The following is a 12,779-nucleotide window of genomic DNA, read 5'->3' as shown; positions in this document are numbered from 1 at the left end:
GGGAGTTCCTATCTCCTCTCCCTCTCCGGTCTTGGTCTCTAGCCATGAAGGGTGGTGACGAAATGGCCTGGTGCACAACCAGCGATGTTCTCGCCTACACCGAAGTAACTGTAACTGAGGCCAAAGTAGACATGGCTCAGCTACTCATTGAGATTTTTGCTGATACGACCGAAGACGCCTCGGACTTAGGAATCATCTCCACAACGAACCTTCGTCTCCTCAAGGCCGCGGTCGCCTATCAGGCAGCGTGGATGAACGCGCATCCTGACCAGTTCACGAACTCAGACTTTGAGGCTTTCCAGCAAGACGGTTTGTCGGTCGACAACCGACACGCCAACTCGATGATCCTCGCCCCCATGGCGAAGCGATGCATTGACCGTCTGTCCTGGAAACGCAATCGCAACACATACATCCGCCCCATGGGTGGGGGAGCCGCTAACTACGTGCCGAACTACCTCAACACAACTAACGCTGATCTGGACGATGACCGTACGGACTGGCGTCCGATCGATCTTTAGGCGGGTGTCGAAATGATTGCATCAGCCACAACCACCATCACCATTTATCGCGGGCAAACCGAAGACGACTGGGGTGATCCGGTGGACAACGACACGGTAGCCGGCTCAGGCATCGCAGCCTCAATCATCGAGATGAACGAGGACGCCACTACGGAGACTTCGGGCATGCCCCGCGTCATCCGAAAAGCCGTTGGCCGTGTCGGCTCTGAAGTCGACGTGCAGACCAACGACCGCATCTATGACGAGAAATACCAAGAGACCTGGGTCATCGTCTCGGCAACCCGAGTAAGGAACCCAGTCTGTGTGCTGGATACCAAATTGGATCTCAAGCGCACCACATAAATGAACATCCATTACAGATGGCGTACGGAAACAGTCCTGGCAGACAGGGCCCGTGAACATCTTCCTCAACTCGCAAAGAGAAGGAGCCGTGAAACAACATGCCCAAGAACTACCGCTTACGCGTCAACCCCGGTTGGCCAAAGCACGTAGAGGAAGCCGGACACGACTTCCTGACGCGCATTGCGCGCGAGATTCACAGGGACATGGTCCGTTACGCACCTGTAGAGACAGGACGGCTCCGCAACGATCTGGATTGGGAAGTCAACGGGCTTGAAGCGCGAATCGGCGCGAGGACGTTGAAGTACGCCATTTTCGTTGAAGAGGGCACTTCCCCTCACCCCATCAAGGCCAAAGCCGGAGGTGCCCTCAATTGGGAGGGCGCACAGCATCCGGTCAACGAGGTAAATCACCCTGGCTCACGCGCTCAGTGGTTCATGCGTCGAGCCCTCTACCAAAAGCGCTAGCAGAGAGGAGAGCCTGTATGGCAATCACCTTCGCCAACGATGAACTAGTGGCCCGTGCGTGGCTCCACTCCCTTGGACTGACCAACGTGGGCACCACCCTTCCGCAGAACCAAGCCACTTGGTCTACGGACGGATTCGTGCAGATCACCGTTACCGGCGACTCAAGCCACACGTACTACCGGCTTCGCAGGCCGGTAATCACCGCAGTGTGCTGGGCGGTTAATCCAGCCAAGCAGACCCCTCCTTGGGGAAAGGCGTGCGACCTAGCGGAAACCATTTCCGAAGGTTGCTGGGGTTTCACCCCAGGAGTGTTCTCCCTGTCAGTGACAGGGGCTCCCCACGCTCGCACCTTGCAAGCAACCGTCATCCAGGCTCCCCGAAGGGTTTTTGGAGATGAAGCCGAGTATGCGAAGTACACCGTTGATTTCGAACTCGTCTGGAACACAACTGACTGATACCCAAGAAAGGGGTAAACCAAATGGCAAACGAAGACGTTTTAGTCATGGGTCCCGCGACCCTCTACATTGGCGCTTTTGGCGCTACCGAGCCCGCCGCATCGGCCTATGCAACACCACCCGCTTCCGGAGCTTGGACCGACTTGGGATTCACCATGGACGGTTGCGAGCTATCCGTAGAGCAGGATTACAAGGAACTGGTAGCAGACCAGACCGTAGACAAGATGGGTGCTCGACTTCAGGAGCGCTCATTCAAGGCGAAGGTTTCCCTAGCGGAGCCAAGTCTCGAAAACCTGGTCTACGTCCTTAATGACGGAACCGTAGCTTCTGGCACGGGTTACCACACCTACGAGCCTGCGTTCATGACCAGCGCGACTCAGCCCACTTACCGCGCGCTCATTGTCGACGGTTGGGCGCCTGGTGGCGGTCGTGCGCGCCTCATTATCCGCAAGGTTCTCAGCACGGACAACGTCAAGTGGAAATACTCGAAGGAAGACCAGACCGTCTTTGAAGTCGAGTTCGAAGGATTCTACGTCAGCGAGGTCATTGCACCTTGGAAGATGATCACCGAAGACTAATCGCACCACCAATCAAAAGGAGATTCCAAATCATGACTACAAAGAAGACATCAAAGGTCGATACCTCTCTGGACAACCTTGCGCCGATCACCATCGGTGGCAAGGTCAAGGCAGAGGTAGAGAAGGTGACCCTGTTCATTCTCGATGACGTCGAGTACCAGATTCCAAAGAAGGTCGACCCTCGTGTTGGGCTCGACTACGCGGAAGCATTAACCGAGGGGGTAGACCCCCAGGTTGCGCAACTGAATCTGATGAAGGAACTACTGGGTGGCGACGCTTACGCCGTTCTACGTGACCGCGAGAAGGTCACCACTGAGGAGTTCGAAGCAGTGATGGAGCTGGTTGGCCGGCTGGCCCTCGGAGGATCTGAGTCCTCAAAAAACTAGTCGCGCGGGCTCAGGAAGTCGCATGGATTCTGGATTATCTGGAAGACCTCGAATCTGACTTCTCGGCTCTTCACGGGGTCCAGGACATGTACGACCTGTCAGGCCCGCGCTTCTTTCGAATGGCGTTCCGCATGGCTGCCTACAAAGGCGTCATGAGAACGCGAATGGAGGCGGAGGCAGAGAAGACCCGCCCGAAGTCACGAGAAGAACTCCAACAGCTCAAGCGCGCAAACGCGCTGAGCGATGAAGACCGCAAGGCAATGTACTGGGCTGAACGCCTAGGCAGTCGCGGCAAAAAGACAACTTAGAACCGGCCTACTTCCCAGGTGAAGGGAGACCGCAACGAACTTACTGAGGGCAGAAGGGTGATCGATATGCAATGGCCGGATTCTTAATCGCGTCAGGTCACATCGAAGTCGATGCAGACGTACAAGACGCAATGCGCAATATCGGCAACTTAGTAACCAAGATGACCTTGGTTGGTCCGGTTGCTATCGCCGCGGGTGCTGCCACAGCCGCAGCCGTAGGCGGCATTACAGCGGCTTTCTCCGCCGCTGGTGCTGCCGTTGGTGCCTTCGGACTAGCGGCCAAGCCGCAGCTTACTGAGGTCACTGAGGTGACCAAGCTCTACGAGGAAGCTCAAAAAGCCGCTGCTGACGGAGCTGCTGATGCAACTCAGAAGCAACAGGCATATGAAAAGGCTCTCGCCAAACTCCCACCTGCGACGCGAGACACGGCTACTGCCCTCTCGGCCCTCAAGACCGAGCACAAGGAGTGGTCCGACTCGTTGGCTAGCAGCACGATGCCGGTTTACACCAAGGGCATCAATATGCTGCGGTCGGCTCTGCCGAAGCTGACACCGTTCGTTCGCATCGCCTCGTTTCAGTTCAAGCAATTCTTGGACACGTTGGGCGAGGGACAGGCCGGCGCGGTCTTCAGGGAATTCGCCAAGGGCGCTCAGCATCACGCAGGTGGGTCGCTGAACAACTTCCTGACGATCCTCAAAAACATCGCAGTTGGCTTCGTAGGCATCCTCAACGCCTTCATGCCTATGTCGGTCACCATGTCCGGTGGTCTGGCAGACCTCACAGCCAAGTTCGCCGCATGGGGAGCACAGCTCGGACAGAGCAGCGGATTCAAAACCTTCATAGACTACGTGAAGACGAACGGTCCGATCATTGCTCAGACGCTCGGGAGCATTGCGGTCACGGTCGGCAAGTTAGTTATGGCGCTTGCTCCGCTGGCTGGTATCACACTTCCGGCGCTGGCCGCTATCGCTGAATTCGTGTCCAAGCTTCCACCTCCGGTCATCCTGGCTATTGCTGCCGCCATTACGGCACTGAAGATAGCTCTGCTCGGATTCCGCATTGCGTCGATGCTGACGGGAACCGCAATGTGGCCTCTCATTACGGCCACGTGGGCATGGACGGCCGCTTTGCTGGCCAACCCGGTTACGTGGATCATCCTTGGAATTTTGGCGCTCGTAGCGGTCATCGTCGTCATCGCGACCAAGACCGATTGGTTCCAGAGGCTTTGGAAGGTCTGTTGGAACGCGATCAAGGTAGCTGCTTCTGCCGCTTGGGAGTTCATCAAGACGGTTGTCTCGCGCGGCTTCAACTTCCTGAAGAACCTCTTCCTGAACTTCACTGGTCCGGGGCTTCTGATCAAGCACTGGAATACCATCAAGTCGGCTACCTCTGCCGCTTGGCAGTGGGTGCAAAACCAAGTCACTTCGAAGATCAATGCCGTGCGAAGCACGATTTCCACTGTGACAGGGGCCATCTCTTCCAGGGTCTCTAGCGCTTGGTCTTCCGTGAAGTCTGCAACGTCCGCAGCGTGGAGCTGGATCAAGAGCATCATCACCAGCGGAATCAACGGCGCACGAAACGCTGTGGCTTCGGCGGTGAGCGGGATTTCTTCCACCGTATCCAGCATCCGAGGACGAGTGGTCGGCGCCCTATCCGGTGCGGCCTCTTTCCTTTACAACGCTGGGCAGTCGATTATCCGTGGCTTGATCAACGGAATCAAATCCATGGCCGGATCGGTCAAGAGCGCGGTAGGAGGAGTGCTAAGCGGCGCTCGCGACTTGTTGCCGTTCTCGCCCGCCAAGGAAGGTCCGTTCTCCGGTAAGGGGTGGACCGAGTATTCCGGTGCAGCCCTCATGCAGGGACTTGCAACCGGTATCGACAAGGGTGCGGGGATTCCAGCTCAGTCAATGTCGAGCGCTCTCGGCGGAGTGTCTGGGGTGACAACCCCTCAGCCGGTAGGGGCTACGGGCAGCACCTACAACATCAACCTTTCCATGGACTTCAATTCCATGGCCTTGCCTAGCCCTTCGGAACGACGCGCTTTCGCCAAGGCGTTCAGGCAGGAAATCAACGATGAACTACGCAACATGGAGAAGGAGCGTCGCTAATGGCAGTCGATTGGGGAACCATCACGGTTGGACGAATCGCCCTGCGCGAAACCTTCCCGGTTTCGGAGACAGGCGGAACGAGCCCGACGCTCAGCGTGGAGGGTCAGGAAGCTTCTCCTGACCTCTCCCGCGCTGAGATCTACCAACTGCACGAGAACTTGTTGGCCCTTGAGGTCGGCAAGATCCAACCCGTCACGTTCTCCGACAAGGAAGAGCGGAACGGCTACTACAGGGTGGCTTCGGTCTCGGCTGCTGTCACGGACTACCAAGCTGACCTGATCCTGTGCGACTGGAAGCTCGACCTGGACCGCGTCGGTGCTGAGAACGAGACCGACCTACAGAGCCGACTCACAGGGGCAGTCAGGGCCAACGACTTCTCCCTGTCCGGGGAGAAGACACATGCGCCGGCCCTGAGCCACTACGGCTACTACACGGGCGCGACGTCTCCCACCTCGATGACGCGCACGGGAACCGATGGCTCCCTGACGCTCTACCGGAACATCCCCGCTGCTGTGTCTCCCCGTTGGGGAGCAACCGCGGCAGGTGCTCTTACGGGTCGCGTACGTGTGATGTCTGACGGCTTGGAGCTTGAGGGGTGCCAACACTCGATGGCTCCGGACGCCTGGTCGCTGGGGAACGGTCTCGTGGCGCTGACGCCAACCAGCTCGGCCGGAGTGTTCGACGTGCAGTCCTACTCAGCGGGTGCGTTCCGCTCGAAGCTGTGGCGAGCCACCGTGGCGAGTGCTGGCCCTGTGTGGGACAGCGCGTCGATTCTCCGCAACGACCTTGAGATGTGCAGGGTCCGTCTGACCGCGTCTAGGAGTCCGGGGCGCGTGGTCCTGGACCTGACGCTCAGGCGAGGCTCCCGCCTGGTCGAGGGATATCTACAGAGCGGGTCCAGTGCCACCCTCGCGGTCGCCCTGGTCGCCGCCGAGACCAACGTGAACACGGCCGCTTCCGGCTACCTGACAGCCACGTCCAACGACGCATCGGGCAACCGATTCGTGTGCGGCTCTGCCCACACCTTCACGGGGTCGACCAACGGCACGTTGACCAAAACCTCGACAACCACCCTGGACTTTTTCCTAGGTGCCGTCATCGGTGGGGGCTCTGCCGTATCCGGCGACGCTGCCCTAGATCTGCGTAACCAATACATCGGCTTCATGGCTGAGCAGACCTATGGGGTGAGGCGTTGATGTTCGGACTAGAACTCTTGCCAACCATCCTCGTAGCCCTCGGTGGTGCAGCCGCAGCAATCACAGCCTTTGGCGTTATTTGGAACAAGGTCATCCGCCCTTTGTGGCGAGCCCTACGCCGTGGCGAACAGGTATGGGAAAGCGTCAACACCATCGAGCCGTTCCAAGCCGAGGTACGCGACTTCATGGAGTTTGTACGCCATGAACTCAGTTACAACTCGGGAAGCTCCGTCAAAGACATGACACGAGAGACCAACCGTCTCATTCAGGAGCACACCTCGAACGCGGACCTACACAGGCCCGTTCAGGTAAACGTCAACACAGACAACAATCGTCAGCAGTAGGGAGGTTAAACCATGGCTGTATCTGAGGTTCTTCATGCGCTGGGAAGCTTCGAGGTGAAGCTGAACAGCTCTGTGCCACGCGAAGTGCTCGACTCAATCGACTACTTCGGGCACATTGCGATTCTCCCCGGACGCGTCGACACCGTACAAGCCGGAAACAACTCCCTGGCCGCTGCCCGCTACGTGGGTGTTGTCCGTAAGAAAAAGATCGGTGATGACGGACGCACCAATGAAGCCGGAGACGCTATTTCTGTCGGAGGTGTCGGTGTTGCCTTCTGGCTCGGTGATGACGACTCCGACCGAGGTAAAGGAGATATCATTGAGACTCCTGAGACGTTCACGAGCCAAACTTTCGCCAATACGGTTCGTGCGCTCCTCCCGGTAGCAGTGACCGAGGGAACCCTGTACTCGGTGGCTGGGGTTTTCACCAACAGCTTCCAGTACGTAACCCGTCGCACCGCGATCCAATACGTCTGCGACACCATGTCGACGGATGTCGCTCCTGTCTCATGGAGGGTCAACGGTGACGCGTCGTTAGACGCCGGCCCAGAGTCAGACCTGTACGTCACCAACCCGACATGCGTCGTCGTACGCAAGGGGTTCGGTGAAGACATGTCCATGCGCGCGCTCGAAGGCAGCATGGACGTAGAGCAAGACATGGAAGACTTCACGACCCGTGTTGTCCTCTTGGCTGAGGGCGAGGGAACCTCTACGGCTACCGGCTCAGCGGATATCTCCGGTGGGCTCAACCCGTACAAGGATCTCCAGGGGAACACTCTCAAGCTCACGCGACTTGTGAGCGAGTCTGAGACGTCCACTGGCAACGCGACTGCCCGCGCTCAGCTACAGCTCAACCGCTTCTCAGGTACCCGTGACTCGCTGAGCCTTTCCACGGATGACTACGACGTCCATGGTTCATTCAAAGTCGGTGACTACATCTGGGTCTACGACCCCGATGCGGGCCTGGTCGACACCAACAACGAAATCGTGTTCCGTGGCGAGAGGCTTAATCCTCTCAAGCTTCAGGTGCACGAGACCTCTTGGAGCATCACCAACGGCTACTCGGTCGGCTACCGAGACCGTAACGGCAACTGGTTCGACCTGACCGACTACGTGGATTTCGAGACTGAGGCTAGCTCGAAGGTTGTTGTAGGGGAGTTCTCCCGCACGCTTTCCGTGGCGAGTGGAGAGAGCGTCGGTACGCGTCCCAACGCGGACACGTCGACTCCCGACATGCCTACGTGGACAACCCCGTTCCAGGTGGTCAACTACCAGGACGATCTAGGCTTCACGCGCTCGCGCGTACTCCTGGCTTGGAGCGCTCCGAACAACACAGACGGCTCTACCGTCCTGGACGGGGACCACTACGAGATTCAGGTGCGCGTCGACACGGACGCCATTTACGGGCAGTCGTGGGCGTCTGTCAGCTCCACCTCGTGGAACGACGTCAACACGTGGGACCAGCCTTTCACTCCGGCCCTGAGCGCGTGGCAGACCTATTACGTCGCATGGGGCGAGTCGTCGTTCTTCCTGAATGACTTGGCCACGGGTGTCGGCTACGACGTCCGTATCCGAGGGGTCGACACGGCCGGAAACATCGGTGCCTACCGAGACACCACATTCGTCACCACTCAGGACAACATCGCGCCGAGTACACCTGCGGCTCCGTCGGTCGCCGGCTCACGCATCGCTGTACAGGTGACGCATGAGTTGGGCAAGGCAACGGGCGGAACCTTCAACCTTGAGCAAGACCTAGCCCATCTGGAAATCCACGTGGACTACGAGCCTCACTTCACCCCCTCAGACACGACTCTGAAGGGTCAGGTGCTCGCTCACCAAGGCATGATCATCGCCGAGATTCCGGCGGTGGCAACTGTCCAGGTGGAAGAGTTGTCTGCCCGCTACGTCCGTGTCATCGCGGTCGACAAGGCAGGCAACAAATCGCTGCCCTCGGATGCAGCGTCAGCTACCGCACTGCTGATTGACGATGCGCATATCTCGGATCTCACCGTGTCCAAGGTGACTGCCGGAACGATCTCGGCAGACTTCATTCTCGGGGCGCGTATCAAGACGTCCGACTCGGGCGCACGTGTGGAGCTGAACCAGAACGGATTGCAGGCGTTCAATACCTCGGGTGTCGAGACAGTGACCATCGACTCGGCTACGGGCGACGTATCCATTATTGGCTCGTTCTCCTCGGGGTCGGATTCCGATCGAATCGTCATTAACCCCCCGGGTCTCAATGCGCCCGTAATCCGCTTCTACCCGCTGGACGGGTCCAACTACGCCACCATTTTTTCTAGGTACAAGCCTGATGAGCCCACAGAGACAGAGCTGTATCTGACTGCTTCGAAGAATGCCGAGGATACGGCAAGGAGTCAGATCGGTGTGCGATCCGGAATCGTTACTGCCGGGGTTTATACCGAGAACCTGACAACCACCAACGGTGGATATTTGCAGTTGGCGGAGGACTATGCACTCATGGGATGGAGTGGAGAAGGGGTTTCAAGCGGGGGGAGTTTTGTTCTCTATGACGGAGGCGTCATTATCGGTCACAACCGTGGGGAGTCGGATGAGCAGGCAATTGCTTTCCGTGGTGATACGGAGTCCATGGAGTTCTATGGGAAGGTCGGATACTCCGGAACAAGGTCCGCTCTCCTTATGGATCAGGCGGGCACGTTCTCGGCAATGACCACGGTCAGTGCCACGGTGACATACGGCAATACGTACGACACGAACCCGTATCCCATTGCGGTTCTGAACGATACTCCGGTGGATGGTGACTTCGGGTGCGCATTGAACGTGCATACTCGCACGACGTCGTCATTTCAGATCCGAGGGACATCCGCCACCAATGGAACATGGTCCGTTATCTACTGGGCTTTCCGCCACTAAGGGAGTGTGTATTTATGGCTGCACAAGAACGATTAATCACAGGTGTTGCTAAGGTTCGCAACGACGCAGGAAAAGAATTCTGGCTAGTCACCATGTCTCTATCGGGAGGTTTAGAGCATCAGCACATCTTCCCGATTGAGGCACTGGAGTGGCGGGCAGCCGAGTATGGCATTGATCCCGCAGATGTAGACACGCTCTTAGACCTGATTCTTCACGAGTCCGAGATTCCCGACCCTGCACAGAATCGCGATGATGCGGCTTTGCGTAAAGGTTGGGTTACCTCAACTGATTCGGATGCTGAACCGGTAACGCTCTTTCGATGTGCGAGTGCGAGCGAAGCGCGCACAGCTCACATGTTGCGCGTCAAGGATGTAAAGCAAAACAAGGTGTGCGTGGTAGAGCGGGAGGGTTCTCTAGATGCGATTCGAGAAGACTATCTAGCATTCATGGACGTAGGGCAGGTGGCTGCAAAGGCTGCTTTTGTCGATCGTCATCGTAGTGAACTATCCAAGCGCACGTCGGTACAGGCCGTATCTAGGCGCACACCATTTATTAACCCATACGAGAGGAAGGAGGCGGAGGAATGGCAGGAACAAGCACGAGTCGCCTAGCGCTGTATAAGCCTGATGGCGCCGATGATATTAACGTTGGCACGGACCTTAACGCTAACTATGACAAGATTGATTTGAACTCGAACTTTCGAGTATGTACTAGCTCTACCCGTCCGTCTTCCCCTTTCACGGGACTGAGCATCTTTGAGACCAACACGGGTGCTGCCTATGTGTGGGACGGCTCATCTTGGATCGGCGTCGTGCTCTCCAGTGCGGGAACTCTGCGCTTGACCAGCACTACGGACGTGAGCCTTTCCAGCTCAGGACACGCTTTTCAGATTGGTGCGTCCGGTGCGGCCAACCTCGCCATGGACACCAACGAAATCATGGCCAGGAGCAACGGAAGCGCTGCGACCCTGCTACTCAATGCCGACGGAGGAAACGTCACGGTCGGTGCGTCTGGCTCCACGGTCGCGGTTGCTGGTGCGCTCACAGTCGGGGGTCAGTACGTCCCGCAGATCGTCTTCAGGACAACCAACCTTGACCGGGCGAGCACGACGTCCTTTGCTGCTGACCCCGTTCTTCAGGCGACGCTAGCGGCCAACGCGACGTACCACGTCGAGGTCTACATGTACTACGGAGCCTTAGCGGCTGCTGACATCAAGACGCAGTGGACTGTCCCGTCTGGTGCTACCGGTCTGCGCTCATGCTTCGGCCCTGGTTCAAGCGCGTCTGACTCTGCGGCCACCAACATCGTGGTCAGGGCGGGAGTCCACAACTTCACGACGTCCGTCCCCTACGAAGGGTGCCGAGACAGTCAGTCCAACCTCACGTTGGCTTGGGAGACAGGACAGGTCGTCACCACGAACAGTGGAACCTTCTCCCTCGACTGGGCTCAGAACACATCCAACGGCACTGGCTCTCGCATGGGTGCCGGAAGCTTCATGCGCCTCACCCGAGTGACCACCTAAGGAGGGTTCTCATGGCTACCAAAATTCACGTAACTGGGGCTCTCCTGGGGTCAGTTGGGCTCAGGGACAACAACGTCACAGCCACTCTCGTTGACCTCAACGGCACTCCCAGGATTGGCTTCGTCGATGACGTCGAGAGTGAGCTAGTCGCCAAGGAGGCAACCCGTACGGACTCCGCCGGCTCATGGACGTTGTCCCTGTACGGCAACGCAGACATCGAGTCTGACTACGGGGACACCCTCTACCGCATCACTGAGGGACCGGGGTTCAACCAGTACGGCTCCAACGCGTTCTACATCGGCGTGCCTGTCTCGGGTGGTCCCTACTGGGTGGCTGACCTACGTGTGTCTCCTCCTGGTGGTGCAGTACCCGAGTCGTTCGCCGTGGTGTCCGTCGACACCCGCACGGGCGTAGTCGACCTGTCAGACCGCTACCTCGGTCTCGGGGGAGGGACGCTCACGGGCGCGCTCACCCTCGATGCCGACCCAACCAACGCATTGCACGCTGCGACCAAGCAGTATGTAGACGCCATGGGTGGTGGAGGTGGCCCGACCGGGGGTCCGTTCCTGGCTCTCGCCGGAGGAACGATGTCCGGTGCCATCGTGCTACCGGGCAACCCATCGACCGCGCTTCAAGCGGCTCCCAAGCAGTACGTCGATGCCAGCGTTGCCGCGGTCTCTGGGACCTACGTGGACACGGCCGGAGACACGATGACTGGCGCGCTGGTCCTGTCAGGTGCTCCCACGATCGGTCTGCACGCTGCAACCAAGACGTACGTGGACAACGAGACCGTTCGAGCCACGGGGGCGGAAGCGCTCTTGGCTCCAAAGGCGTCTCCGACGTTCACGGGCACGGTGAGCGGCATCACCAAGGCCATGGTGGGTCTCGGCAACGTCGACAACACCTCCGACACCGGAAAGCCAGTGAGCACGGCTCAGCAAACCGCGCTGGACCTGAAAGCCAACCTGGCTTCGCCCACGTTCACGGGAACCGTCTCCGGCATCACAAAGTCGATGGTGGGCCTGGGGAGCGTCGACAACACATCCGATACGGGAAAGCCCGTCAGCACTGCTCAACAGACAGCCCTTGACCTCAAGGCGAACTTGGCCTCTCCGACGTTTACTGGAACCGTGAATGCTGCGGCTGTCACGACGTCGGGCACCGTGACAGTCGGTGGGAACCTTTCGGTCACGGGTATTGGTAGGGATTTGTTCGCCGTCAAGACGGGTGACGAGTCGGTCACCAGCAATGCCACAGTCCAGAATGACGACGAATTGGTGGTCTCTGTAGCGGCCAACGCCACATACTTGGTTGAGGTGGTGGCTGTCTGGACGAACGGCGGTGGCGGTTTCCGAGCCGACTTCCTTGGTCCGACCGGTGCAACAATGGTGTGGACCGACAATGATGGTGCCGGAGTGCAAGCGATTGGTACTGATGTCACCTTTAGTGCTACTACCGGCACGAGTATGCGAGGGACCCTTATTACGTCGGGCACGTCCGGGACACTACAATTTCGTTGGGCTCAGAACACCTCCAACGCTGGTGCAACGGTCCTCAAGGCGGGATGTTCCATGTACCTGCGTAGGGTTGCGTAAGGCGAAAAAGAAGACCCCCAGCGTGATGCTGGGGGTCTTTCGCATTTTCTATGAGACCTCGGGGGGCT

At 58.3% G+C, this 12,779-nt stretch carries 13 protein-coding genes; all 13 read left to right on the top strand.

Annotated features, from left to right (window positions below):
- Window positions 1-44: 44 nt before the first annotated feature.
- The 13 genes from OHS59_RS16225 to OHS59_RS16165 all read left to right on the top strand — a co-directional run bounded on the left by OHS59_RS16225 (window position 45) and on the right by OHS59_RS16165 (window position 12,711).
- Window positions 45-518: a hypothetical protein gene (locus OHS59_RS16225; RefSeq protein ID WP_328494108.1), complete on the top strand. Its 474-nt coding sequence runs from the start codon at window positions 45-47 to the stop codon at window positions 516-518.
- Between the two features lie 12 nt (window positions 519-530).
- Window positions 531-860: a hypothetical protein gene (locus OHS59_RS16220; protein ID WP_328494107.1), complete on the top strand. Its 330-nt coding sequence runs from the start codon at window positions 531-533 to the stop codon at window positions 858-860.
- 98 nt (window positions 861-958) lie between these two features.
- On the top strand, window positions 959-1,324 hold the full coding sequence (locus tag OHS59_RS16215; protein WP_328494106.1) for an HK97 gp10 family phage protein: 366 nt from the start codon (window positions 959-961) through the stop codon (window positions 1,322-1,324).
- Between the two features lie 17 nt (window positions 1,325-1,341).
- Complete coding sequence (locus tag OHS59_RS16210; RefSeq protein WP_328494105.1) at window positions 1,342-1,779, top strand: hypothetical protein; 438 nt, start codon at window positions 1,342-1,344, stop codon at window positions 1,777-1,779.
- A gap of 23 nt (window positions 1,780-1,802) precedes the next feature.
- Complete coding sequence (locus tag OHS59_RS16205; RefSeq protein ID WP_328494104.1) at window positions 1,803-2,357, top strand: phage tail tube protein; 555 nt, start codon at window positions 1,803-1,805, stop codon at window positions 2,355-2,357.
- Between the two features lie 32 nt (window positions 2,358-2,389).
- Complete coding sequence (locus tag OHS59_RS16200; RefSeq protein WP_328494103.1) at window positions 2,390-2,743, top strand: hypothetical protein; 354 nt, start codon at window positions 2,390-2,392, stop codon at window positions 2,741-2,743.
- 379 nt (window positions 2,744-3,122) lie between these two features.
- Complete coding sequence (locus tag OHS59_RS16195) at window positions 3,123-5,159, top strand: phage tail protein (protein ID WP_328494102.1); 2,037 nt, start codon at window positions 3,123-3,125, stop codon at window positions 5,157-5,159.
- The gene (locus OHS59_RS16190) at window positions 5,159-6,355 is read left to right on the top strand and encodes a hypothetical protein (protein WP_328494101.1); all 1,197 of its coding nucleotides are present in this window, start codon (window positions 5,159-5,161) and stop codon (window positions 6,353-6,355) included. Before OHS59_RS16195 ends, OHS59_RS16190 begins: the two co-directional genes overlap by 1 nt.
- Window positions 6,355-6,699 (top strand): hypothetical protein, encoded by a 345-nt coding sequence (locus OHS59_RS16185; protein ID WP_328494100.1) that lies wholly within the window; start codon window positions 6,355-6,357, stop codon window positions 6,697-6,699. The genes OHS59_RS16190 and OHS59_RS16185 overlap by 1 nt, the downstream gene beginning before the upstream one ends.
- 12 nt (window positions 6,700-6,711) lie before the next feature.
- Window positions 6,712-9,594, top strand: a complete 2,883-nt coding sequence (locus tag OHS59_RS16180) for a hypothetical protein (RefSeq protein ID WP_328494099.1) — start codon at window positions 6,712-6,714, stop codon at window positions 9,592-9,594.
- A 14-nt stretch (window positions 9,595-9,608) separates the two neighbouring features.
- Complete coding sequence (locus tag OHS59_RS16175) at window positions 9,609-10,205, top strand: hypothetical protein (protein ID WP_328494098.1); 597 nt, start codon at window positions 9,609-9,611, stop codon at window positions 10,203-10,205.
- A complete protein-coding gene (locus OHS59_RS16170; protein WP_328494097.1) occupies window positions 10,178-11,116 on the top strand; it encodes a hypothetical protein in 939 nt (312 codons plus the stop codon). The genes OHS59_RS16175 and OHS59_RS16170 overlap by 28 nt, the downstream gene beginning before the upstream one ends.
- Window positions 11,117-11,127: 11 nt before the next feature.
- Entirely contained in the window at window positions 11,128-12,711 is a 1,584-nt protein-coding gene (locus OHS59_RS16165) for a hypothetical protein (RefSeq protein ID WP_328494096.1), read from the top strand.
- The last annotated feature ends 68 nt before the right edge of the window (window positions 12,712-12,779 follow it).

Source organism: Streptomyces sp. NBC_00414 (genome assembly GCF_036038375.1).
Lineage (GTDB): Bacteria > Actinomycetota > Actinomycetes > Streptomycetales > Streptomycetaceae > Streptomyces.
This window is presented reverse-complemented; position numbering and strand designations above follow the sequence as displayed.